Here is a 23,968-nt window from a genome sequence, read left to right on the forward strand (position 1 = left end):
TTCCTCCTCGTTTCATGACCTATTGCATGGGAATCCGAATGATGAATTCTGTTCCCTGGTTGATTCCATCGCTTTGAATCTTTAAAATATCCTCTTTTCCGTAGAAAAGGGCAAGCCGTTTTATTACATTATCCAGGCCGATTCCATTAGAATCCTTATTGTCTGCAGAAACCTGTACGCTTCCGCTGAGAATCTGATGAATTTTGTCCTGGCTCATCCCAATTCCATTGTCCTTCACGCTTACACAAATATCATTGTTATCCCGGTATACGGATAACAGAATTTTGCCTTCCCGGTCAATCCCCCGAATTCCATGGTTTACACAGTTTTCTACGATTGGCTGTAATACCATTGCCGGAATGGATGCATTTACCAGCCGTTTATCAATTTGCTTACTATAATGCACCTCTCCGGAAAAACGCACGTTAATAATATAAATATAATTATCTACCAGTTCAATTTCTTCATATAAGGAAACACTTCCGTAATCCTTTTTTACACTATATCGAAAGAAATCCGCCACATTCTGAACATATTCATAGGTTCTCTCCGCATCCTCCATCATTGCAAGCTGAGCACCCGCATTTAACGTATTGAACAGAAAGTGCGGATTAATCTGTGCCTGCAGGTATTTCAGCTGTGCATCCTTCAGATGTGCTTCCATTCGAAGCTCCTTTTCCTGCATCTGACGTTCTGTTTCCATGCTCTGGCGGAGCCGCTTGATGTATTCCTGAATACTGAGCACCATTTTATTGAATGCTTTCGTTACAACGCCCACTTCATCATTTGCATAAACTTCAATTCTGGCTACCTCCAGGTTTCCTCCCGCTACTTCATTCGCAGTTTCTGCAAGCTTGCGCAATGGCTGTATAATCCCCTGTGTCATCCAGATAATCAATACAATCGTCAGCATTCCCGTTAAAACAAACATCATCTGATTCAACGTTTCCACACGGTGCATGGTATTCATCAGTACGTGATAATTCTGCGAATTATGATAAAATTGTTTGTTATTCAGGCAATAGATGTAGTCCCGGATATACGTGCACAATTCCGTTGCTTCTTCATAATTCTCTTTATATTTCTCAACATCATAACCACGCCGGTACTTGATTGCCAGCTCGCTCACCTTCCGGTAACGCTCGGAAAGATTCCGAATGTTTTTCTCAAGTAAAAGCAATTCATCATCGGTAATCTGATTATTCAACCCTTCTACCAGTTTATCATATTCTGTAACATCCCGGTAAAAGTTCTCCATAGAATCCGTCTGCCGCAAGTTCAGATATTCCGTCATATCATCCTGTACCAGCGTCAGAATATTCTGCAGCTCATTCAGCTCTGTGTTACTCGCATACACCTGTTCAATCTGAAGCATCATTTCATCCAGATTGGAATAAATGTATACATTCACTCCAAACAAAACCACCGTCATAATCAGGAATACCGCTATCAGCTTCATCTGGATGGATATTTCAATTTTATGAAGTTTATTCTTCAGTCTTCGAAGCATCCTCAAGGTACTCCTTTACGTTCGTTTCCGTAACCGCATTGCCTTCCATCAGGAAAAAGCCGTTTACATATCCGGTATCCAGATATTCATTCAATGCATCCACGCATCGTCTCCCCATGTCCCGATAATCCACCGCTATGGTTGCCGAAATGATATTTTTATTTACTGCCTGTAAAATCGTATCTGAAGTATAATAGCCAAGCACATATACCTGACCGACAATATTGTAATCAACCATTGCCTGATATACACTGACGGTATTTTTCTCATTCAGACATATGATAAAGTCCGGCAGTTCCTCCATATCAATCAGCATTTCGCGAATGGATTCATCTGCATTAAAGGCACTTCTTCCATCCACCGACTTGATTTCCAAATCAAGCTGCAAATGATTTCCCTCATTCGTAAGTGTTTCCTTAATTCCGTTGCAGATAATGTTTTGTGTGCTGTCATCCGTAGATGCGTCCAGAAGAATCAACACTTCCCGATTCTTCTTGGTCGCAAGCTTAATAATCTGACGTCCGTACTCTCTGCCTAAACTGTATCCACCTACCCCTACATAACTTTTTCTTTGACTGTCCACACAGTCATTCACAACGGTAACTACCGGAATTCCCTCCTGCTGTGCCTCTCGAATGACATTCTGATATTCTTCGGTCTCCTCTGCTTCAAGAATAATTCCATCCACCTGTGCAGCAATTGCAATACGGGCAAGCTCTATTCTGGAGTAATCTCCATCCAGTCCCTCTCCCATAAGCTCTACATAAGCACCTGTTTCCTTGCCTTCTTCCAGACACCCTTCAAATATTTCTTCCCTTGACTGCTCCTCCGGCTGCTCCATAATCAATGCATAATGCCTGCGGTAGCTGCTTGTTTCGCTGTTCTTGTCATGCTGTCCCACCACCATATCCATCTGCTGTCTGGACAACACAATTTCCCCGACGATAAACCCTATCATTACACACTGGAAAAGCACCAGCAGTGCTCCAAGTCCCTTGCTCCATTTTCGATTCCATCCTGATGTTGCTGCCATATCTCTTTCCTCGTTTTTGTCTGCTACTGGCATTCTAACACAAAACGGGCAGAATTATCAATTCTGCCCGGGATTTTTCTTTCGTAAACAGCCAGAAGTTCCTTTATTTACCGACCCCAAAAAGTTAGACCAATAATCTAACGATTGGAGGTCGGTATTTTTATGGCTAAGTATAGCTACGAATTCAAAAAAATGATTGTTGATGCTTATTTAAATGGAGAGGGTGGATATAAACATCTTTCATCTGTCTATGGTCCAACTAGAAGAGATATACAAAAATGGGTTCACAATTATCAAACTTTAGGAGATGAAGGTTTACTACGTTCTCGGAAAAATGATATATATTCTTTCGAAAAAAACTTTCTGTTGTAGAATTATATTTATCAAGTGAAATCTCATATCAAGATTTAGCATTGCAAGAAGGTATTACCAACCCCTGTATGATTACCAACTGGGTTAACCGGAAAGAAAATATTGGATAAATCATGTAAGAATCCGAAAATAGTACCGTCAGAAGAGCCTTCCGTTGACACAAGCGCAGAGTATGTAAAAGAACTGGAAGATGAACTTCTGAAGTTAAGAATAGAGAATGCCTTTTTAAAAGAACTGAGGAGACTGCGTTTAGAGGACGAAGCAAAAGGATCTGATGTCACTTTTCCGGAAAGCTGTATAAATTCCTGCCACAGCTGCTCTACGGCAGCAGCATCTTCCACGTAATCGTAATCCTCCGTGCAGAATCTACAACCGATTTTCTGCGGACATTCCTCCGGCAAAAAAGCCGCGCAGGATGCCGTCTTTGCTTCATTCTCCAACATTCCCGGATACAATACATTCGCTATGGCTATGGCTTCTTCCGGTGTTGTCGCCGGATATAAAACATAGCTGGCGGGATCCTCTACGGAGATCATCCCTTTTCCCACGTTCTGCACCGCTTCATAAATCGCAACGGTAGTCTGGGCATCCGGGGTTCCGATCCAGCCAGCCCCTCTTCCCTCCTTCAGAAATCCTCTGCTTGCTCCATAGGTAAAGAAATAATTCTGCGGTTCCTCTCCCTCTCCGGCAAAAGATATCTGCCCATGGAAAGTGCTGCCGTGGATCCAGGGCAGTACCCGGTAATAATAGGTTCCGTTGACGCTCACTTGTACCTCTTCCTGCTTTCCGAAAGCGTTCTCCTTCGGCATCTGTATCCCCGGCACCGTGAAATCCACCGTTTTGCGGAATTCGATGAGATTCAGCAGAAGTACCACTACCACCAATACGATTGCACTGAGAAAAATGGTTGCTTTTACGTTAATCTTCTTCATAAGCCCCTCCTTTGTTTCCCTTCTATCTATATTGACGACTTTTATATTCCGTTTGTTACAAACAGCATAACAAAATTTCACCCCTGAATCTACTTTTTTCACCCAAGCGACCACTTTCTGTTATTTCTGGTCTTTTTATAACATAACCACTGTAAATGCACAATTGAGCAGATGGAAACTTAACAGTCTGGAACTATAAAACTGGCGGCATCGGCTTCCCGGTGTCGCCAGTTTATTGTCACTCTATTTTACGAGTGGCTCATAATAGAGCACTGTCTTCGCAGGATCTTTTCCGCTGATCTCAACGCCGTCCGCCGTCGTTCCCTGGAAGCCGTCGGATGCGCCGATATAGAGAATGCGACCGTCCGGTACGAGGACCGCACAGGTACCTTCCGTACCGCAGGGCATCTCCCAGTTCTCCTGCACTCTGGTGAATTCCGTCTCACCCAGACAATAGGTGTCCACGCCGTTGTATCCCCATAGGATAAAATCTGCCGTCTCACTCACACCTGCTGCCACCATTTTCCACGGATAGATTGTATCAGCACTGCAAATAACATTCTCACCTCCAGCCACCGGAACAAACCTGAGGCTTTCCGGGTCTACTGACACTAATGTCATAGCTGTATTTCCTGCTGTTGTATTGCCAACTGTCTGTGCCGCCACATAGACTTTGCCATCCTTGCCCTGTCCTAATGCTCCGACACCTTGTACGACATAGCTGTTGTCATCCGCCACGGTTCCGATCAGCTCACCTTCCGCAGAATAGATCCGCACATAACTGCCGTCCTCCTGCATCCGCATCCGCACATATAATCTGCCCTGGGCATCTGTTGCCATACTATCGACTATATTCCATTCCCTCTCCCCAACAGTAAAACTGTTCAGAAGCGTTCCTTCCGGGCTGATATGATAGATTGCAGGCAGCCAGCCGTGCTCCGCTCCCGCTGCTGCCAGTCCCTTCAGTCCTGCGTAAATACTGCCATCCGGTGCCAGGCACAGACTGTAGACCTCTCCGTTTTCCGCAAAATCTTCAAAAATCGTCTCCGGCGTTCCGCTACCATAAGGCAGATATTCCACTCTCGCCTGTCCGTCCGTAGTGAATCCGCCCACATACAGACCGTTCTCTGCCACTGCCGCACAACGGATACTTACGTCTCCCTCATAAGCAATCTGCCATTCCTGCGTTGCCGTGTCGGCGCCGAGAACCGTACCACTCGTTCCCTGCTGTGCTGTATGTCCCTGTTGCGCAGCATCCTTTTCCGGCTCTGTCTTCACATATTCATAAGAACCTGCTTCAATCTCCTCGCTGATCTTCGCCAGGCTGTATTCTCTCTTTTCCTTAAAATCGATCAGCTCCAGCAGTTGCTCATCCGTAAGCTCCTTCTCCGGCAGAAAAAAGGTACTCCGCTCCGCATAAAAAGCCACGCCTTTCTTGTATTTCTCGGGGCTGTCAATCAGCGTAAGCTCCTTTTTCGGGAAATATCCCTGCTCCAGGTATGCCTGCCTAAGTTCTTCCAGTCTCGCCGTCTCGCTCTCTGTCATCGGTCTGCTGTAAGAGTCTGCAGAGGCATTTGCGTCCTGCAACTGGGCAAAATACTCCTCCAGTTTTTCGTGATTCATGCTTTCCATCCGTGCCTGATACATTCCGGATGCCGTCACCGTCGCCGACGCCAGTACCAGACAAGCTGCCGCCAGGATCGCCGCCCGCCGGAAGCTGTAATGGTGTCTGCTGCCTCTGCCGTTTTTCTCCAGATGCTGTAAAATATCATCCACCCTCGCATCCAGATCTTCCGATACCGCCATCTGTTCCTGTTCTGCCATTTTATATAATTTTCTATCTAAAAAATCGCTTTGCATCTCCTGCTCCTTTCCGCTGCTACAACATTGCCCGCAGCTGCTCCTTCGCCCGATGCAGACGGGATTTCACTGTGCCCTGCCTACATTCCAGGATCCTGCTGATCTCCGGGATCGTGCACCTCTCATAGTAAAACAGAACGATCACATCCCGATACCCGCCGTCCAACCGCATTACCGCATCCCACAACTCATGATGTTCATCGTAGAATTCCGGGGACAGGTTCTCCTCCCATGCCACCGGACTGGTGCGCTTATTGTGCCTGTAGATCTTTTTCGCCTCGTTGGCGGTAATCTGCAGGATCCAGTTACGAAAACTGTCTGCTTTTTTCAACGTCTCTAATTTCTCATAAGCATGCACGATAGCCTCACTGACCGCATCCTCCGCGTCCGCACTGTTTTGCAGAATCGAATATGCCAGTCGGTACATGGGAAGCGTGTCGCTCTTCACATGCTGTGCAAACTCTTCTTTTGTCATGACTGCCAAGGTATCACCTCCTTCTTATCGCCGGCTTCACTATATATGAGTCGCGAATGGATAAAAAGGTTCCCTAAAAATAAGGCACCGGATGAATCCAGTGCCTTGCGATTTCATATTAGTAGAAAAATTCTATTCTGCCCGCAGTCCGTGCAGCATCACGGTATTCTGCCATCCGTCCCCCCCACAGGTTCCTGTATGCAGAACTCCGACACTGCCGCCCGCAGCAACTGCCTTCGTGTCCACGATGATCTCCGACGGATATTCCACAGACGGCGGAAGCTCCCTTTCCGTCCACAGATGCGCCCGCAGCCGTCCATCACGAATCTGCACTTCGATATGGCAACCCGTCACAAATCCCGCCGTGTAACAGTGTTCCCCGATGGGGGATGCAAGCCCCTCCTCATAGTACACCGGGAATACCGCCACCGCATTGGAGGCTTCCGGGGATCGCAGGATCCGAAGTGCCGGTCCTGTCATCGTCTGTGCATCAAATCCGACACACACATCCATGTATTGCCCGGCGCTGCCGAAGCCCTGTCCGGATGTCTTCGCAGGATCCAGATACACTTCCGCCCGCATTTCGCGCGATTCCTCTGCAAAGGTATAGAATAGCTTCACACCCTGTATGGTAGGCATCAGTCCGGCGCCCACGCAGCCGTTTCCAGCAGTACGATAGCTCCAGGGAGTCTCCGGCAACTTCTGCTCCCATTTTCTCCACTCCGCAAGCGCCTCTCTGGGCGTATAGAAATCCCTCGTCCACCACTGCGGACGGATCCTGGGCTGAAGTTCCGTAGGGAAATCCGTAAAATCGGTCTGCACCCGTCCGGCATCCTCGATTCCTTCCGGTTCCAGCCTCTCGCGGGCACACAGTTCTATCGTCTCTCCACAGGCGCTGCAGTTCGTCCGTGGAGTGATCCGCACGTAGACCGCCGCTCCAATTGCTTCATTTCCCGGATGATACGCACGATTCCCCACTCCGGGGCGGCTGACGGATACGGTTCTGCGCTCACCGTCCTGCTCCAGTTCCCAGCAGATCAGGGAAGCGTCCTGTGCCCCTTCCAGCTCCAGTTCATAATGCAGGGTAAACGTTCCCTTCCGACAAGTAACATAAGGAGACTGTTTCCATTTCGGTGCCGGGCGGGTCGTCGGTGGGACTATAATCTCTGCCATTGCCGCCAGTCCGGTCTCTGTGCGCACGGACAGTCTGTTCTTCCCGGTACGGACATCGTTATTTTCTCCATACAGCGTCAGTTCCTGCCCCTGTCTCTGCAGACGGATCCGGCTTCCATCTTCCGTAATTTCACAGGCTAATTCCGGATGCTCCTGCATCTCGCCACTGAAATATTTTACCTGGGCGGCCAGGGTCTGGCTTCGATGTTCTTCGGTTAGTTCTACGTTTCCCCGGCTTAACACCAGCTGTACCGGCAGATGCTCTGTCTCTGCTTCCGGCAGGTACTCCCGTTGTCCTAGCGGATCCCAGTCGTCCGTTCCCCGTAACAGGTTCCGGACGTTGTATTGCACCCCGCTTTTCGTCTCTATCAAAAAAGCCCGTAGCCCCTTTTTTCCGGTGAGATCCACGGTATGTTCCGCAGGTCCTATAGGCGTATCGTTTCCATATGCATAGCACATGGTCTCCGGCTGGGGATAGCGCGTCCACTGCACCTGCAGTGCCCGGGAGGTTCCCATACTTTCCTTACGCAGATCCTCGAACCGGCAGCCGATCACATACACGCATCCCTGCCCCTTCATAAAATACTGGTCTGCGCCGCTTCTGTCCCGGTGTCCGCAGATCCGGAACAGACAGTCCAGGAACGCACTTCCCGTAGCATCCGTTGCAGAGATCGGGCATCCCCCGTAGAAATCAAAATCGCAATGCAGATATACTGCATTGCCATTCAGGGCATCATCGGTGGATTCAAAATGGCAGTTCTCGTACAAGCTTCGCTTCGCACCGCAGATGGGATAGAGATTCAGTCTGCTGATGAAACGACTGTTTTTCGCATGGAACCGGTCTCCCACCACATCACCCAGCTGTGCCTGTGTGACTGCCTTGCAGCGCTTCGGTCTGTTTTTCGACGGATCTAACGGATACTCCAGATCCACGTTGCAATAGTTCCCGATGGTCAGATTCTCCAGGTACAATCCGTCCCCCTCAAAGTGCAGCATGGTATAATTGCCGATACAGCCGTGGGACTGCCCCTTGTTCGCCGCGATCACCACATCCTCCGGGTGCTCCGACAAACCGATCAGGGACAAATAACTGCATTTTATTTTCTGCTGATAAGGCAGGAAATCTCCCTCTGTCCCCCGGAAGATTTCCCTATCCTCCGGATCATGCAGCCAGTAGACATCCGGCGCCAGATATACCGTCATCGGGGTTTCCGGCGTTCCGTTCTGCAGTGCCCCGGAGGCAAACAGCTCCTGTAATGAGCGGAAGCACCATGCCGCTCCCGGAGCGGCACTGCCGTCTAACAGCAGATGATGTGCATCCAGTTTTTTCATAATCGCACTTTTATCTGTCATAATTTATCCTCCTCTGTCAGCCCTTGACGGAGCCAACCATCATTCCCTTGACGAAATACTTCTGTAAAAACGGATACAGCACCAGGATCGGCACCGTCGCTACTACGATCGTAGCGTATTTGATGGATTCGGCGATCAGCTCAGTGTCCGAATCTCCCATTCCCGACAATCCGCTGCTTAAGATCAATATCTGACGGATGACTAACTGCAGCGGCTCCTTGTTGTGATCATCGAGATAAATCATGGCGCTGAACCAGGAATTCCAGTGTCCGACGCCGTAATACAGCACCAGCACTGCCATGGTCGGCTTGGTCAGCGGTACCATGATCCTGCTGAGGATCGTAAAATGGTTGGCACCGTCCAGTCTCGCGGATTCCTCCAGGCTGATATCGATGGATGCCATCGCCGTACGCATGATGATCAGATTGAATGTGCTGACCGCTCCCGGCAGCAGAATCGCCAGTCTTGTATCATACAGTCCCAGCTGCTGGATGTTCAGGAACTGGGGGATCAATCCGCCCGAAAAATACATGGTGAACATGATCAGCACCGTGATAACCTTTTGTCCCGGAACGTCCTTCCTGGACAGAAAATAAGCGCCCAGTACTGTCATAACAAGGTTAATCAGCGTTCCCGCCACCACATAAAATATGGTATTGGCATAACCGATCCAGATTCTGGAATCGGAAAACACTTTCTTATAAGCCTCTGTCGTAAATCCCAGCGGTTTGAATAATATCCCCGGATGTCCCATCAACAGGGATGCCTTGCTGAAAGATGCACATATCACATACCAGAATGGATAAATACATATTATCATCAGCAGGATCATAAAACAAATGTTAAATACATCAAAGATTTTCTCTCCGGCGCTGCGCCTGATTGTTCTGTGTATAGTCTTTGTCTTCATCTGCTCCTCCTTGCCCGATACCATTTACCACAGACTTGTATCGCTGACCTTCTTGCTGAAACGGTTCGCCAGGATGACCAGCAGGAAGTTCACCACCGAGTTAAATAGTCCCACCGCCGCGGAGAAGGAATATTGCCTGTCTACCAGACCCATGCGGTATACATAGGTAGAGATCACGTCTGCAGTCTCATAAATGCCTTCGTTGTACAGCAGAATAATCTTCTCATAACCGACACTCATCACCTGTCCCAGCCGCATAATCAGCATAATGATGATCGTTGGCATAATCCCCGGCAGCGTGATATGCAACATCTGCTTCCATCTGCCGGCTCCGTCGATCTGCGCTGCTTCGTACAATTCTGTGTCTACTGCGGTTAACGCCGCTAAATAGACGATAGAGCCCCAGCCTACGCCCTGCCAGATATCACTGATGACATAGATCGGCAGGAAATTTTCCGGCTGGCTGAGCAGATTTTTCCCTCCGTAGTCGAAAAATTTTACCAGAATCTGTGTGATGAAACCCTCCGGCTTCACGAATTCCCTGATCATGGAACAGATGACTACCGTAGAGATAAAATGCGGCATATATGTGATCGTCTGGGTTACACGTGCGAACTTTTTGCTCCGCAGCTCATTCATCAAAAGTGCCAGTATGATGGGTGCCGGGAAACCGAACACGATAGTTGCCAGGCTGATTTTCAGAGTGTTGCCCAATAATCTCTTAAAATAAATACTCTGGAAAAAGTTCATAAAATGCTGTAAACCAACCCAGGTACTGCCGGAGATTCCTCTCCGCGGGCTGTAATCCATAAACGCGATAATCAGTCCGTACATCGGCTTGTAATGGAACAGCAGATAATACAGCAGTACCGGGAGTACGATCAGATACAGCTCTTTCTGCTTCCACATCTTTTTCAATGTCTTCATGGCATTTTCTCCTTATCTCCTTATCTCCTGATTTGTGTCTGATTTATGCCGGATAAGACAGACGGTCGAGCTGGAAGACTCCAGTTCGACCGTCCGGGATATTATCTTTCGTTATATCGATCCAGCGCGGACTGATATATTCCGATCATATCGTTCATGCCCGTATCATTCAGCTGCTTGATATAGTTGTCCCATTCTGTATCTACATCCAGAACCTGTGTATAGAACTTCGCACTATATTCAGAGATAAAGGTATTCATCTGTGTGCTCAGTACGCTGTACTGCTTACTTTCGTCTTCTTTTAAGGTGATGGGCGGAATCAGCGTGCGCTGACTCTCATTACCGTCTGCCCAGTCGTGAAGCGCCTGTTTCTGCTCATCGGTCTCATAATACTGGAAAATATAATTTGCATCCTGTACGAAGGGTCCGCAGCCATTTGCCAGACCATTGTAAGTCATAGCAGTGGATACGCTCCAACCGTTAGGATTGTGCATAATTTCATCGGTATAGGTGGGAATACCGTCTACCATGGTATATGCCTCGCCCTCTTTGCCGTAGTTGATCATGTAATGTCCGGACTGGCTGTAGCAATAGTTCAGGAATTTCGCTGCCAGTTCAGGGTTCTTACAGTCTGCTGTGATCACTGCGGAACCGTTACTGGTGGTCGCATAATCGTAGGAACCGCCGCCGTATAATACGGTGTCACCGCTGTTCATTACCGGGAAAGATGCGGTTGCCATCTTGAAATCCGGATTATAAGCCTGTGGATCTGCTGCCACACTCTTGATCATACTTCCGAGGAAGCTTCCGCCTGCTCCTACGGTAACTGCTGCTTGGTCATTCATGATATAGCTCATGGCAGTTTTCTTATCACAGGTAAGCAGATCTGCATCCAGCAGTCCCTTCTCTACCCAGTCATTGGCTCTCTTCATAAGTTCCTTATAAGCTTCCTGGGTGTAACCGTTCTTGATCTCTCCGGTCTGATCATCCACATACATTCCTGCACGAATGCCGTAGGCACTGCCCATGAATCTCATCAGATATTCCAGGGACTGCACGACCATAGGCTTCTCAATGCCGTATTCCTTCAGTGCGGTCAGCGCTGCCTCCCAGTCGTCCAGGGTCTCTAACTTGCCTGTATAGCCTGCCTTTTCCAGCAGATCGGCTCGATACATGGGTCCGGTGGTACACTGCAGATAAGTGTTACCGCGGATGAACGGGAAACAGTAGTAATGTCCGTCATCATTTTTTACCTCACGGTCTACCGTAGGATTGTCCTGCAGATACTGCCACAGATCTGCTGCCGCGCCGTAAGGCTGTACATAATCATCCAGGATCGTCAGTACTCCTTCTGCCTCTGCCGCAGCCGGACCGCCGGTGTAATTGTTGGTCCATTCCCATACGATAATATCCGGCAGGGAACCGCTGGCAATCATGGTGGAGAACTCCTCACTGGAGCTTCCCTCTGTGGGCTGGATGAACTCTACTTTAATACCGGTCATCTCCTGCCAGTTTTTCGCCCATAAGGTTTCATTGGCGGATGCTGCTGCATCACTTGCCCAGTACTCCATCCAGACGGTCAGGGTATCACCGGTGTCCTCTACGGGATAGGAGACATAATTACTTCTGGGAATGGTAAGCTCATCGCCTTCTTTTTTATTCAGAGAATCCAGCAGTTCATAGGCAGGTGCTGCAGGCTCCTCGGTTGTTGTCTGTTCTTTTTGTGTCTCATCAGATACACTGTTTTCGGAATTGTCTGTGTTGCCACATCCGGTCAGCGTTGCTGTCATGGTAAGAAGTGCTGCCATTAAAATACTGATTGTCTTCTTTTTCATAGATTGTCCTTCCTGAATTTGATATTCGTTTCCAGTTCAGACTGCGCAGTCTTTTGTGTACGCCTTTATCTTACCTGCCCCGTTTTGCTCCTACAAGTGACAAAAAATTGTGTCCACACAGTTGTCTCAATTTTGGACAAGTGACAAAAATTAATGTCCATCCTTCCACTGGCTGGGTGTCATGCCCTCACTCTGCTTGAAGCTGCGAAGCAGGGTTCTGACACTGCCGAATCCGGACTTCTCCGCCACCTCATTCAATCCGTCATCGGAAGAACTGAGGATCTCCTTTGCCCGCTGAATCCTCTGTTGGGAAATGTAGGTGGGCAGCTTTTGTCCCTTGACGCTTCGGAATGTCTTCGACATCTGCACGGAGGATATCTGAAAATGCTCTGCGATCGATGTCACATTCAGATTGCAGTCCGCAATATTCTGCTGTATGTACAGCACGATCCGGTTACATAATTCCTCTTCCTCCCGGCTGCCCTCCGCCAGTTCCTTCTGCAGATTCTCGCATACCCGGTGCAGCTTTGCGATGAGTTCCTGTTTTCCATGGCATTCCTGTCCATGGAAAAACGAATACTCCTGAAAATCTTCCGTTCCCTCCATGGCTTTCAGCATAGAACACTGCAGGTCATATTCCAGGTAACGGATGGTTTCCGTGCGGTTGCTGATATTTTTATGCTCATTCTGCTGGTACAGATCGCTTATGATCTCCTCCGCCCGCGCAACATTCTGCTGGCGAATCTGCCAGATCAGTTCTCGCTCCGTCTCCAGCGGATAATAATATCCATACTGCGGTTCGACTTTCACATCTTCGTAGAATACCGTATCATCCAGTTCGTAGATCCTCTTCGTCTCCATGGTGTAGATCGCCTGCTGGTAAGCATCCGAGATTCCTTCCCGTCCTCTGCAGATTTCACCTGCCGCTACCGTATAGCGGATATCCATATGCTCATCCATGAACTCCTGCAGCTGGGTCACTGTCTCTAAGGTAATGTCCCGATTCCGTCTGGCATCCTTTTCCGGGAAATTCACGATAATAACCAGCACATCGCTGACGATCATGGGATATACGATGCAGCCGCTGTTCTGAAACAGCTCGTAGCTCACGTTTTCCACGATAAACTGCACGAATTCCAGGTCTTTCTGCTTTTTATGCACCTGGTCCCATTCCTCGCTGCCGTCCCGCTCGATCTCTTCCATATAGAAGAGCAGCGTGGTGAACTGTTCGCCGCACCAACGGATGCCGCACATTTCTTCCACATAATCCGCATTTTCCGGCAGATTTCCCCTAAGCAGCTTCTCCAGGTATTCCTTTTGGAAAATCAGATTCTGACGCTGCAGTCTGCTGCCTGTCTCCTTCAGGTTCTGCTGCATTTTGTGAAAATAGCCGTCGATCAACTGAAATTCATTGTCTGCCCCGTTTTGCGAAGACTTAATATCCAACCGGTCTAACAGCTTCGCCACCTGGCTGTAATTTCTGCGCAGGAAATAGAGCATCAGCAGGATACCGATTGCCGTGAAGCTGACCAGGATGAGGATTACTCTGCCCTGATAACCTCTTAATTCGTTAAAATAATCCTTTTGGCGGCAAATCAGTATCTTGTAATTGTTACCGCCTTCGTAATAGCGCAGCTGTGCGGTCTGATGCTCCTCCGTCAGTCGGATGCTTCCGGCTTCTTCCGTCATCGCTGCCCGCAGCTGTTCTCTGTCTTCGGCACTCAACACCTCTGCATTCTGGTCAGTGCAAAAAACATCTCCTTCCAGCGCCAGGCACACGCTCTCATCCTGGGAAGGGAACAGGATCCGCTGCAGCTGCGACAGTTCATATACGAAGAAAATGTTGATCTGCGTGCGGTCCCATTTATTGTCCTGTATCGTTCCTGCGAAAAAGACATACTGCCCATTGCCGTACTGCATGGTAATGCCGTCATAGTCTCCCGCTAACAGCCGCTCCCAGTCTTCCCGGGAGATTCCGCCGTACTGACTCTGATAGGCTCTCCAGTAATTCTCCGCCGTATTCGCGGAATCGCTTGCCACGATGTAATCGTCATTAGCAAAATAGAGTAAGATCGCCGCATAATTACCGTTGATCTTCTGATATTCTTTCAACAGTTCACACAATGTGTAACGGGAATATTTGATGGCACTGGTCGTGCTTCCCTGCTCGCCGTGATATGAATTTTTCCCCAGGAGAATCGTATCATCCTGTGCCAGCACCGAATAGGCCAAATCCCGCATGGTCTCCTCCATGTCCGTCAGGTTGGTCCGGATCTGTTCCACAATCTTGTCATTCTCCGTTTCCTGATTCTGCACCAGAATCCGCTTTCCCTGCCAGTAGGTGATGCTGTTGCACAATAAAAATACCAGCATAACCACCATATATGATACCATCCATTTCCAGAATACACTGTTTTTACCCATCGTCTGCCCCCTCGTATTAAAATATCTCAGTGTTTCATTATACGGGCAACGCTGGTCAGAAGTAAAGTGACAGTTTCCTTCCTGGAAGCGACAAAAGATTCCAAAAAACAAGACACCGGACAAATCCAGTGCCTTTTGATTTAAAATCTGCATTAGAAATAAAAGTTAATTTCTGTTTTTCCTTTTTTCTTTTGCCGTGATTTAGAACTTTTTATTTTTTTCCAAAGCTTCTGTTCTTCCTTTTTTAATTCGGAAACAGACATCTTTTTATATTTCTTCGGGATTATCAATACATCATTTTCATACGCAGTCATCCTCTGTTACCTCCTTAAAATAAATGGAAAATTTCTTCTGCATTTCCTTCAGCGCCTCTATCTGTGCTGTGTCTTCATTATATCCATTTTTCAAATAGTCTTCAACTGTCAGTTTATAATAAGAAAAATTAATCCGCTGCGGGCGTGAGGAATTCCTGGAAAAGGGTTACGCGAAGGTAAATGAACGGGAGATCATGGAATATATCTGTGCGCACAGGCAGGAATGCGAGCTAGTGCTGGAGAAATGCTCCGGCAGCAAATACGAAGTTTTCCGGGACGAGGTCTTCTCCAACATGCAGACTGCCTTTCAGGGCTATTTATGATATGGATTATCGATTATTCCTGACGAAAACCATCGGCATCCACGCCGATTTGGGAACACAGATTTTAATTGGACTCTATCCGCCGAAATTCCCGCCAGAAAGCGATGGTCTCCTGCAGATCCGCTTCGTCTTCAAACAATTCCAGCTGTTTCGCCACTTCGATTGCAAAATCCACATAACCGTTTGCTCTCGAAGTGGTGATCCGGTCGGAAGTTACCACATCCTTTTCTCCGGAATGCGTCGATTCGATCCCCTCTAACAGTCCTGCATGCTCTACAACATCCACGCCAGCGCAGATGGCGGCGATCCGTCCGCCCAGGTCATGCACGCTTTTCAGGTACTTCCATACCTCCGGAGTATCTATCTTCTCAATATCACCTCCCGGAATAACCAGCAGTTCCACATCCTTCGGATCCGCAGAATCCAGCCGATCCTCCGGCACTATCCGGTATCCTTCCGTGGTCGTAATCTCTTTCCCGTCCAGAGATACAAACTGCATTTCTTTTCCCGTTACTTTCAGAAAATAATTCAGTATCACAATTTCGTAAATACAACTGGTATCATACAACAATACTACTGTTTTCATCCGCTCTCTCCTTTTTCTCCCTTATAAGTTAATTTTCACGTAAATTAAAAATATCCCGATTTTCATGTCTTTTAATGTATGAAAATCGGGATACCCTAAGTTCCTCAGAATACTACTTTATAACGAAATATCGATCACCGGAGCAGGTGCGACCTGAGCACCGACTCCAGCGGCATCGGCAGAAAAAGATGTCCCGGAGTATCCGGCAGATAAGCTCACGCCGCCTCCGGAGGGAATGACGGGATTGTCCTTCATTTTCTCCAGACGGTCAAACACTGCCTTGAGGTATTCAGCATCGGCCTTGACGATGTCTTTCATCTCTTTGTTGCGGTGTTTGATCTTCATCATCTTGAGGTCTGCGGAATCCATCTCCCTATTCACAGAGACCGCATTATCTGATAATCCATCCAGCCCCATCTCTTCCATCAGGTCGCGCAAGCTATCGGACATTTCCTGCATCATCTCCGAGGTAAAATCGCTCATTTCCGACATAAAGTCTCCTGTCTGCGCATAGAATGCATCTATGCCAAGATCAATATAGTCGGATATATCATAGCTATCCCCTGCATACGCCTCACTGCCTGCATATTCATATGCGGAGAGATCCCTTGACATTTCTTCCTCAGAACTTTCCGCAGACATTTCTTCCGCATTCTGCACATTTTCCGCTTCTGCGTCCTGCGCATCCTCCGTTTCTTCTTCGCTGATCCGGTCTCCCTGCCAGATTCCGCCGGCTGCCTTCGCCAGTTCCTCTTCTTCTAAGTGTTTCGCCTTTTTCTTTGCTACACGCTCCATGGCTTTTGCATGGTTGATTGCTGCTTCGATCTCGTCATCATCATAATTGCCGCTCTGCTTCTGCCGTTTCAGGCGCAGGACTTCTCTCCGCGCCTGCCCGGCTGCCTGCTTTGCCGCCTGGGACGTCTTGCTCCGCAGTATCTTGGACGAGATATTTTTGAACTGGTACTTCAATTTTTTCAGCGCCAGCGTCGTGTTCTTCGTCTGCTGCCTCTGATTGCGCAGCGATTCACTGTAACTCAGGGAACTTGTAACGATGGAATCCTGGCTCCAGCTGTTCGCCGCCTGCATCTGGCCGTTCCGGTCATCTCTCGCCAACATCCGCCGGATATCGGTAACAGAACTTTTATTTTTTGCTCCGAAGATACTCTTCTGATTGTTCTGCGTCTTTCTTCCTCCGGAAAATGCCTGCGGCAAACCGGTATTGCCGCTCCCGTAAACACCTCCGGACTTCCCCATAGAAATCATGCAACCTCACCTTACCCTCTGAAGTCAAAATTCTGGCCGACCTGCCGTTCGCCTGCGGTCTGCACACTGTCACTCCGTGTGTTGAAATTGTAGGTTTCTATCTTAGACAACAGTTCTTCTATGGAACCGGCGCTGATCGTTACCGTATCCTCTGTGCCGGCTTCCTCCTTGCTGTCTGCTACCTTATCCGACTTCTTGTCTTTTAGCCGTTCTTCCTTTTCTTTCTTAGCAGCCTTCTTCTCCGCAGCTTTTTTCTCTGCTCTCTTCTGCTCTCCTTTTTTCTCGATTCTTGCCTTCTGATCTGCGCTTGACTTCTTCAGCACTGCAAAAAATGACAATGTACCGCCATCATTTACCTGCATTCCAAAGCCCTTGACCTGCGCACCGGAACTCTGCAGGCTGGTCTTTAACTGCTGTATCTGTGCAGCGGCACCGCTCAGGATTCCCTCATACTGTTTGCGGAATTTCTCATCCGTCGCCATCTGTTCGATCTTGTCTTCATCAATGAGGACGACCGTCTTATATCCATTGGCATATTTTGCAGCATTGGCTTTTGCATTCTCCTTCTGATCTCTGCTGACCAGAATAAAATCATAATTTCCGTACTTCTTCTTCAGCTGCTCATAATATTTCGCAGCCTTCTCCGACAACTCCGGCTGACCGATGGTCCTGCCGTAATTCCCAGTCGTTCCCTTCGTCTGTTTCGCTTCAGAAGTGCCGGCCGTGCCTGCAGCACTCGTCGTATCCTTCGTTGTCTTGTTTTTCGTATTCTTGCTGTAATTACTCTGCGCAGCATATGCACCGATGCTGCTTACCCCTATCTCTGTCATACTTATCTCCTCCTTGAAAATAGATGCCAAATCCGTTTGTTTTCACAGTTATCTTACTATGTATATCGTCTTCTTTTCTGAATACATTGATAGTAATAATGCCAAAAGACCACATTTCCGATCCTTGTCACCGATCGGAAATGCGGTCTTTCTATTATATTTTTTCTTACTGATTCAAATTGTTGATCGTATGAGATAACTGTCCGAGAATCTTCTTGATCGCTTCACTGGAGGCTGCCATATCTCTCGCCAGCTTCTGGACCTCCGTTGCTACCACAGCAAAGCCCTTTCCCTGATCTCCTGCCCTGGCTGCTTCAATGGATGCATTCAGTGCCAGGATCTGCTGTCTCTTGCTATAACCGTCGATTTCCTTCGTTCTGTCTTCCGCTTCTGCGATCTGCTGTGCAGCATCTGCAATACCGCCTTTTAATTCTCCTACCAGATTTGTATTTCTACGATGAGCATAGCTTGATCTCACAAACATGTTGATCACATCTCCCAGCAGATTTGCAGATGCATCTATTTGCTCCTTAGTCTTCACATTTACCTTTTTCAGGGCCTTAATATATTTATCCTCGTCAATACCCAGCTCTCTCGCTGTCTGACGGAACTTCTCCTCATCCGGATTCTCCGGCAGCACCTGTCCTCCGATAATACTGCCCAGCACGGTTCCATCCTCCAGTGTGATTGGAATACCAAAATCCACAAGTCCCGCATGGCAGGGATACACACCATGGCCTTCTCTGTCACACTGCTCGCAGCGCTTTTTCCCCTCTGCGCTTCCTCTCGTCAGATCAATACAGAACTCCGTAAAATTATAACAGTCACTGATGTATTTTCCGTCTGCACCCACAGCCACGGTTGCCAGTCCCGTGCTGTTTGCCCAGTTCTTCATGATCTGCTCGAATTTGTTCATGTCACAAAAATCCTGAATCTTCATACAACTTCCTACTTTCCCGGTTATCTTAACCGCCGAACGCATCAAAGCCGGTAATTTTTGATCCCGGCATCATCTTACATTTACATAAAAATTATACCACAAATTGCAATATTTTTCGCCCTTTTTACCATTTTTTCCGATATTTTAACAACATTTTCTATCTATGCTTCCTTCCTGTTTCCTTCCCTCCAAACGCTCTAAAATAGATGCAATGCAATGCCATCTATAGTATAATTATCTGGGTGCAGATATGAGTGCTGATCGTGGAAAATGGAGGTGCCGTTAATTGAAGAAAACGAAGATATTCTTCCGCTGATCCTTCCGATGAAGCAGAAAAATACGTTGTCCTGATCGGCGAAGATTCTGAAATCATAGAAAAGCTTTCTGACATTGATCTGCTTGTCATAGATGCGGAATATTTTTCCAAAAATGACATTGCCCGTTTAAGAGAAAATGGTATCCGCGAAATCTACTCCTATATCAATATCGGATCGATCGAGAGCTTCCGATCCTATGATACAGACTTTGAGAAATATACTCTGGGTGCCTATGAGAACTGGCCGGAGGAAAAATGGATCGATGTCTCAGCTCCGGAATGGCAGGCATGTACAGCTTCCAGAGTAGACGCCCTGGTACAGAAGGGTGTGGACGGCTTTTTTGTCGATAACACGGATGTATACTATAACTATCCGCAGGAATCCATCTATGACGGAATCCTTACGATTCTGGACTATATGAACCATACAGGCAGAAAGATCATGATCAACGGTGGGGACTGTTTTGTAAAAAAATATCTTACAACAGAAAAAAACATTCTCATCGATGGGGTAAACCAGGAGAACGTTTTTACTGTGTATGATTTTTCAAAGGATGTCTATACTAAAAATGATCAAAGCACGCGTGAATACTATACTGAGTATCTGGACCTAGCTATGTCACACGGCTGTACCGCTTACAATCTGGAATACGCAACGGTCCCCTCCATCCGCAGACAGGCAGCCGCCTACGCCGTGAAGCATGGGTACATCTGTTACATTTCTGATAATATCGGGTTATGTCTGGGACGATAACATATTCCTCTCAAGCGCCATCACAGAAATGTAATGATACAAGTATCCTGATGCTTTTGCCTTGTCTGCTCATCTGCATCAATAGCCGTGCACATATCACAATAGTAGCATATATTGTAACCGCCCTGTCCTTTGGTATCTTCAGTCACAGCAAAGTATCCTGCCTTCATCTTCACTGTCTGTCCGCTCAAAAAGTGAATCTCTCTCTGCACATAACCCCCGGCTCCGGTTTTATCCACCAGCGGCACCTGTGGATTATACACTCCTGTAGCAGCATAATCCAGCTGGATCTCCGTAAAATAATTCTTCAGATTCGCCTGGTCTGCCGCCACCTTTGCCTTATGTATATAAGACAGATACTGCGGTGCCAGTACTCCCACCAGCACTGCCATAATAGCTATTACAATGATCAGCTCTACTAATGAAAATCCCCCGTTTCCCCTCTTTCCTGTTGATTTTATCATGACTTTTCTCTCCATTACATTACAATACATCCCGCAGGCATCGGGCCTGCAGCTTTTTTTCTCCGCCATATTTTATCATTTCAAACGTAAATGTCAATAAAGTAATTATTAAATATATCTAACATTACCCTGAGTATAAGAAAGACCCGCATGGTCTTCCCAAGCAGGTCTTTCTTCCGGTCACATATTCAGTTTTATCAGTGTTTTATTATTCGCAAAGCTTGGAAAATGCATCCGCTACGAACTGAACCTTAGGTCCGATGATTACCTGTACGGAGGTCTTACCTGGTTTCATGACACCGGCTACGCCTGCAGATTTGATCACCTTATCATCCACTGCGGTAATGTCTTTTACTTCCAGTCTCAGTCTTGTGATGCAGTTGTCAATGCTTGCAATGTTGTCCTTGCCGCCGCAGCCTTCCAGAATGGTTGCTGCGATTGCTGCGAAATCATCATTTGCCAGCTCGATCTTCTTCTCTGCTTCTACATCATCATCTTCTCTACCGGGGGTCTTCAGATCCCATTTCTTGATAGCGAAGAGGAATACGAAGTAGAATACAACAAATGCTGCGATACCCAGAGGGATGATCAGCCAGATTCTAGCTGCTGCAGGCAGGGAGGATGAGAACAGCAGATCCATCGCACCTGCGGAGAAGCTGAAGCCTGCACGGAAGCCAAGAGCAACAGTGATCATGGTGAAGATGCCATACAGTGCTGCGTAGATCACATACAGTCCGGGAGCTAAGAACATGAATGCAAACTCAAAGGGCTCGGTAACGCCGCAGATGAAGGAACAGATTGCTGCGGAAGCTACCAGACCGATCGCTGCCTTTTTCTTGGCGGGCTTTGCACATTTTACCATTGCCAGAGCTGCACCGGGGATACCGAACATCATACAAGGGAAGAAGCCGGACATATACATTCCAAGGCTCCAGGATACATCAGCGCTTGTCTCACCTTTCCAGAAGTGCTGCAGATCTCCAAGTCCAATGGTATCGAACCAGAATACGTTGTTCAGTGCGTGATGTAATCCGGTAGGGATCAGCAGACGATTCAGGAAAGCATAAATACCTGCGCCGACTACATCCAGACCTACGATAGCTTCACCGAGAGCTACCAGACCGCCGAACAGTAAAGGCCATACGAACAGCAGTACAACAGATGCCAGAATAGATACCACACCTGCTACGATAGCTACGCAGCGCTTACCACTGAAGAAGGACAGCCAGTCAGGAAGCTTGGTATCCTTGAACTTGTTGTAGCACATGGAACCGATAATACCGGCAATAATACCGATAAAGGGATTCGCAATCTTATTGAATGCCAGTGTCTTGGTAGCATCCTCAGCGATGGAGGGCATAATGGTCGTAACAAATCCGGTAGACAGAAGTGTTGTGAGCATCAGCCAGGAAGCCAGAGCTGCGATGGCTCCGGTACCGTCATTTTTCTCTGACATACCGACACCTACACCGATTGCAAACAGGATCGCCATGTTGTCGATCAGAGCACCACCAGCTTTTACGAGGAACAGACCGATCAGATTTGCCGCGCCCGAGATCTCACCACCCTGCATTGTTGCCGGGCACAACCAGTAACCAATACCCATGAGGATACCGCAGATCGGCAGAACCGCTACGGGAAGCATTAACGCTTTACCCAGTTTTTGAAGAAACTTCATACATTTCTCCTCCTTTACATTATACTAAACCGGAACAGTTCCGGTCAGTTTCGTTAGTTGATACGGACGTACCGCTCTTAAGATATCTGGAGCACGTCCTCGCCGGGAGATACCTCTCCCTCTTTCAGAATACTGATCTTGTTATATTCATCGGTATTGCATACCAGGACCGGTGTGATGATATGCAGTCCGGCTTCCTGAATCTTTTCCAGATCCGCATCCAGCAGAAGATCGCCCTTTTTGACATGGTCTCCGGCAGCAACATGTGCCGTGAAAGGGGCTCCCTTGAGTGTCACGGTGTCCAGTCCGATGTGGATCAGAAGCTCCACTCCCTGATCCGTTGTCATGGTGATCGCATGGAGCGTATCAAATACCACGGTCACCTCTCCGTCTGCGGGAGCATATATTTTTCCCTCAGAGGGGATCACTGCAAATCCGTCTCCAAGTATCTTCTCGGAAAATGTAGGATCCGGTACCTCCGTAAGAGCAACTGCCTTCCCCTTACAGGGAGATCCGATACAATTCCCTTTTCGCTTACCTTTCAAAAAATCTAACATGTGAACTCCTTTCCGTCGATATATACCGCTGCAATGTTCAGTTCCTGATCCAGGAGTACGAAATCTGCCCTCTTACCAACGGATATACTGCCCACTTCATTGAAAATGCCGATCTCCTTCGCCGGATTCTCCGTGGCACACATCACTGCTGTCTCTAACGGCAGACCGACTGTTTTTACTACAAACCGCATACAATCCATCAGATTCGTCGCCGATCCGGCGATCGTGCCGTCATGCAGGGTAGCCAGATTGCCTCTGACGGTAACCGGCTGTCCTCCCAGAGTATATTCACCATCCTCCAGTCCCGTTGCACGCATACTGTCACTGATCAGGATCATGCGGTCAGCGCCAAACATCGCAAACGTTGCACGGATCACTGACGGATGAATGTGTACACCATCACAGATCAGCTCCGGATGACATTTCTCTGAATCTCTCACTGCTCCGATCACGCCGGGCTCCCTGTGGTTCAGCGGCGGCATTGCATTATACAAATGCGTCGCATGAGATGCTCCATGTTCAATGGCTTCCCTTGCTGTATCATAGTCGGAAGCTGTATGCGCCAGTGAAATGACCACTTCTCCTTTGGCTCTGTCGATAAATTCCATCGCTCCCGGCTCTTCCGGTGCGATATCTACCAGCTTGATCAGCCCGTTCGCTGCTTTCTGCAGCCTGCTGAAATATTCATAATCGCAGTGCATGATATTTTCTGCAGCCTGAGCACCCTTTTTCGCCGGACTGATAAAAGGTCCTTCCATATTGATGCCCACCAGGTGGGATCCACCGGAATACTCATAGCTGCCGGCATTTTTCATGACCTCCAGCAGTTCATCCTTAGGTATCGTCATGGTAGCCGGGCAGACACTTGTCACACCGACAGAGGCTTCATATGATGTGATGACATCCAGTGCTTCCTTCGTACCGTCACACATATCCGCGCCCTTACAACCATGGAAATGAATATCCACCAGTCCCGGTATCAGATACATGCCTTTGGCATCCACAACAGCTTCCTCACCTGCCGGATTCCCGGTACAGCTTACGAACCTGCCGTTCTCCACGGCTGCATCCCCTCTGACAAACCGATGCTCCTCTGTATATATATTTGCATTTCTGATTCTCATGACCTATCAGCTTCC

Annotated in this window: 21 protein-coding genes; 2 read left to right on the top strand and 19 right to left on the bottom strand. The window is 47.9% G+C overall.

The window, feature by feature from the left end:
• Positions 1-19: 19 nt before the first annotated feature.
• The gene (locus tag ACTRDR_RS06140) at positions 20-1,510 is read right to left on the bottom strand and encodes a sensor histidine kinase (RefSeq protein WP_440526518.1); all 1,491 of its coding nucleotides are present in this window, start codon (positions 1,508-1,510) and stop codon (positions 20-22) included.
• Positions 1,488-2,543 carry a substrate-binding domain-containing protein gene (locus ACTRDR_RS06145; RefSeq protein WP_440526519.1) on the bottom strand — a complete coding sequence of 352 codons (1,056 nt, stop codon included), beginning with the start codon at positions 2,541-2,543 and terminating at the stop codon, positions 1,488-1,490. Before ACTRDR_RS06145 ends, ACTRDR_RS06140 begins: the two co-directional genes overlap by 23 nt.
• Positions 2,544-2,705: 162 nt before the next feature.
• On the opposite strand from ACTRDR_RS06145, the gene ACTRDR_RS06150 reads away from it, so the two are divergent.
• Positions 2,706-2,915: a helix-turn-helix domain-containing protein gene (locus ACTRDR_RS06150; protein ID WP_440526520.1), complete on the top strand. Its 210-nt coding sequence runs from the start codon at positions 2,706-2,708 to the stop codon at positions 2,913-2,915.
• 35 nt (positions 2,916-2,950) lie between these two features.
• Here the strand turns inward: ACTRDR_RS06150 and ACTRDR_RS06155 are convergent, their stop codons facing one another.
• From ACTRDR_RS06155 to ACTRDR_RS06215, 13 genes are all read right to left on the bottom strand, one after another.
• Positions 2,951-3,847 (bottom strand): hypothetical protein, encoded by an 897-nt coding sequence (locus ACTRDR_RS06155; RefSeq protein ID WP_440526521.1) that lies wholly within the window; start codon positions 3,845-3,847, stop codon positions 2,951-2,953.
• Positions 3,848-4,090: 243 nt separating this feature from the next.
• Entirely contained in the window at positions 4,091-5,671 is a 1,581-nt protein-coding gene (locus tag ACTRDR_RS06160; protein WP_440526522.1) for a hypothetical protein, read from the bottom strand.
• 55 nt (positions 5,672-5,726) lie between these two features.
• Positions 5,727-6,182, bottom strand: a complete 456-nt coding sequence (locus tag ACTRDR_RS06165; protein WP_440526541.1) for an RNA polymerase sigma factor — start codon at positions 6,180-6,182, stop codon at positions 5,727-5,729.
• Between the two features lie 132 nt (positions 6,183-6,314).
• A complete protein-coding gene (locus tag ACTRDR_RS06170) occupies positions 6,315-8,708 on the bottom strand; it encodes a hypothetical protein (protein ID WP_440526523.1) in 2,394 nt (797 codons plus the stop codon).
• 16 nt (positions 8,709-8,724) lie between these two features.
• The gene (locus tag ACTRDR_RS06175) at positions 8,725-9,618 is read right to left on the bottom strand and encodes a carbohydrate ABC transporter permease (RefSeq protein WP_440526524.1); all 894 of its coding nucleotides are present in this window, start codon (positions 9,616-9,618) and stop codon (positions 8,725-8,727) included.
• 24 nt (positions 9,619-9,642) lie between these two features.
• Entirely contained in the window at positions 9,643-10,545 is a 903-nt protein-coding gene (locus ACTRDR_RS06180) for an ABC transporter permease (protein ID WP_148447073.1), read from the bottom strand.
• Between the two features lie 101 nt (positions 10,546-10,646).
• A complete protein-coding gene (locus ACTRDR_RS06185) occupies positions 10,647-12,380 on the bottom strand; it encodes an extracellular solute-binding protein (protein WP_440526525.1) in 1,734 nt (577 codons plus the stop codon).
• Between the two features lie 150 nt (positions 12,381-12,530).
• Positions 12,531-14,804 carry a helix-turn-helix transcriptional regulator gene (locus tag ACTRDR_RS06190; RefSeq protein WP_440526526.1) on the bottom strand — a complete coding sequence of 758 codons (2,274 nt, stop codon included), beginning with the start codon at positions 14,802-14,804 and terminating at the stop codon, positions 12,531-12,533.
• Positions 14,805-14,956: 152 nt separating this feature from the next.
• Positions 14,957-15,118 (bottom strand): hypothetical protein, encoded by a 162-nt coding sequence (locus ACTRDR_RS06195; RefSeq protein WP_440526527.1) that lies wholly within the window; start codon positions 15,116-15,118, stop codon positions 14,957-14,959.
• Between the two features lie 387 nt (positions 15,119-15,505).
• Positions 15,506-16,027, bottom strand: a complete 522-nt coding sequence (locus tag ACTRDR_RS06200; RefSeq protein ID WP_440526528.1) for a DJ-1/PfpI family protein — start codon at positions 16,025-16,027, stop codon at positions 15,506-15,508.
• Between the two features lie 117 nt (positions 16,028-16,144).
• Positions 16,145-17,281, bottom strand: coding sequence for a hypothetical protein (locus ACTRDR_RS06205; protein WP_440526529.1), 1,137 nt, complete (start codon positions 17,279-17,281; stop codon positions 16,145-16,147).
• Between the two features lie 20 nt (positions 17,282-17,301).
• Positions 17,302-18,120 carry a DUF6033 family protein gene (locus ACTRDR_RS06210; protein ID WP_440526530.1) on the bottom strand — a complete coding sequence of 273 codons (819 nt, stop codon included), beginning with the start codon at positions 18,118-18,120 and terminating at the stop codon, positions 17,302-17,304.
• A gap of 166 nt (positions 18,121-18,286) precedes the next feature.
• Positions 18,287-19,060 carry a PocR ligand-binding domain-containing protein gene (locus ACTRDR_RS06215; RefSeq protein WP_148448728.1) on the bottom strand — a complete coding sequence of 258 codons (774 nt, stop codon included), beginning with the start codon at positions 19,058-19,060 and terminating at the stop codon, positions 18,287-18,289.
• A 389-nt stretch (positions 19,061-19,449) separates the two neighbouring features.
• On the opposite strand from ACTRDR_RS06215, the gene ACTRDR_RS06220 reads away from it, so the two are divergent.
• Complete coding sequence (locus ACTRDR_RS06220; RefSeq protein WP_440526542.1) at positions 19,450-20,130, top strand: endo alpha-1,4 polygalactosaminidase; 681 nt, start codon at positions 19,450-19,452, stop codon at positions 20,128-20,130.
• A gap of 20 nt (positions 20,131-20,150) precedes the next feature.
• Here the strand turns inward: ACTRDR_RS06220 and ACTRDR_RS06225 are convergent, their stop codons facing one another.
• The 4 genes from ACTRDR_RS06225 to nagA form a co-directional block, all read right to left on the bottom strand.
• Positions 20,151-20,594 carry a type II secretion system protein gene (locus ACTRDR_RS06225; RefSeq protein WP_440526531.1) on the bottom strand — a complete coding sequence of 148 codons (444 nt, stop codon included), beginning with the start codon at positions 20,592-20,594 and terminating at the stop codon, positions 20,151-20,153.
• A 208-nt stretch (positions 20,595-20,802) separates the two neighbouring features.
• Positions 20,803-22,272: a PTS transporter subunit EIIC gene (locus ACTRDR_RS06230; protein ID WP_440526532.1), complete on the bottom strand. Its 1,470-nt coding sequence runs from the start codon at positions 22,270-22,272 to the stop codon at positions 20,803-20,805.
• 77 nt (positions 22,273-22,349) lie between these two features.
• Positions 22,350-22,829, bottom strand: a complete 480-nt coding sequence (locus ACTRDR_RS06235) for a glucose PTS transporter subunit IIA (RefSeq protein ID WP_178564504.1) — start codon at positions 22,827-22,829, stop codon at positions 22,350-22,352.
• Positions 22,823-23,953 carry an N-acetylglucosamine-6-phosphate deacetylase gene (nagA, locus tag ACTRDR_RS06240; RefSeq protein ID WP_440526533.1) on the bottom strand — a complete coding sequence of 377 codons (1,131 nt, stop codon included), beginning with the start codon at positions 23,951-23,953 and terminating at the stop codon, positions 22,823-22,825. Before nagA ends, ACTRDR_RS06235 begins: the two co-directional genes overlap by 7 nt.
• Positions 23,954-23,968: the final 15 nt, after the last annotated feature.

The organism is Simiaoa sp., assembly GCF_051972595.1.
Taxonomy (GTDB): Bacteria; Bacillota; Clostridia; order Lachnospirales; family Lachnospiraceae; genus Acetatifactor; species Acetatifactor hominis.

Bases quoted from the DNA above. Each gene is read 5' to 3' on its own strand.
- ACTRDR_RS06205 (WP_440526529.1), bottom strand. From the start codon at position 17,281: ATGGGGAAGTCCGGAGGTGTTTACGGGAGCGGCAATACCGGTTTGCCG.
- ACTRDR_RS06150 (WP_440526520.1), top strand. From the start codon at position 2,706: ATGGCTAAGTATAGCTACGAATTCAAAAAAATGATTGTTGATGCTTAT.
- ACTRDR_RS06215 (WP_148448728.1), bottom strand. From the start codon at position 19,060: ATGAAGATTCAGGATTTTTGTGACATGAACAAATTCGAGCAGATCATG.
- ACTRDR_RS06140 (WP_440526518.1), bottom strand. From the start codon at position 1,510: ATGCTTCGAAGACTGAAGAATAAACTTCATAAAATTGAAATATCCATC.
- nagA (WP_440526533.1), bottom strand. From the start codon at position 23,953: ATGAGAATCAGAAATGCAAATATATATACAGAGGAGCATCGGTTTGTC.
- ACTRDR_RS06225 (WP_440526531.1), bottom strand. From the start codon at position 20,594: ATGATAAAATCAACAGGAAAGAGGGGAAACGGGGGATTTTCATTAGTA.
- ACTRDR_RS06235 (WP_178564504.1), bottom strand. From the start codon at position 22,829: ATGTTAGATTTTTTGAAAGGTAAGCGAAAAGGGAATTGTATCGGATCT.
- ACTRDR_RS06170 (WP_440526523.1), bottom strand. From the start codon at position 8,708: ATGACAGATAAAAGTGCGATTATGAAAAAACTGGATGCACATCATCTG.
- ACTRDR_RS06175 (WP_440526524.1), bottom strand. From the start codon at position 9,618: ATGAAGACAAAGACTATACACAGAACAATCAGGCGCAGCGCCGGAGAG.
- ACTRDR_RS06155 (WP_440526521.1), bottom strand. From the start codon at position 3,847: ATGAAGAAGATTAACGTAAAAGCAACCATTTTTCTCAGTGCAATCGTA.
- ACTRDR_RS06190 (WP_440526526.1), bottom strand. From the start codon at position 14,804: ATGGGTAAAAACAGTGTATTCTGGAAATGGATGGTATCATATATGGTG.
- ACTRDR_RS06180 (WP_148447073.1), bottom strand. From the start codon at position 10,545: ATGAAGACATTGAAAAAGATGTGGAAGCAGAAAGAGCTGTATCTGATC.
- ACTRDR_RS06195 (WP_440526527.1), bottom strand. From the start codon at position 15,118: ATGACTGCGTATGAAAATGATGTATTGATAATCCCGAAGAAATATAAA.
- ACTRDR_RS06185 (WP_440526525.1), bottom strand. From the start codon at position 12,380: ATGAAAAAGAAGACAATCAGTATTTTAATGGCAGCACTTCTTACCATG.
- ACTRDR_RS06230 (WP_440526532.1), bottom strand. From the start codon at position 22,272: ATGAAGTTTCTTCAAAAACTGGGTAAAGCGTTAATGCTTCCCGTAGCG.
- ACTRDR_RS06145 (WP_440526519.1), bottom strand. From the start codon at position 2,543: ATGGCAGCAACATCAGGATGGAATCGAAAATGGAGCAAGGGACTTGGA.
- ACTRDR_RS06210 (WP_440526530.1), bottom strand. From the start codon at position 18,120: ATGACAGAGATAGGGGTAAGCAGCATCGGTGCATATGCTGCGCAGAGT.
- ACTRDR_RS06160 (WP_440526522.1), bottom strand. From the start codon at position 5,671: ATGGCAGAACAGGAACAGATGGCGGTATCGGAAGATCTGGATGCGAGG.
- ACTRDR_RS06200 (WP_440526528.1), bottom strand. From the start codon at position 16,027: ATGAAAACAGTAGTATTGTTGTATGATACCAGTTGTATTTACGAAATT.
- ACTRDR_RS06165 (WP_440526541.1), bottom strand. From the start codon at position 6,182: ATGACAAAAGAAGAGTTTGCACAGCATGTGAAGAGCGACACGCTTCCC.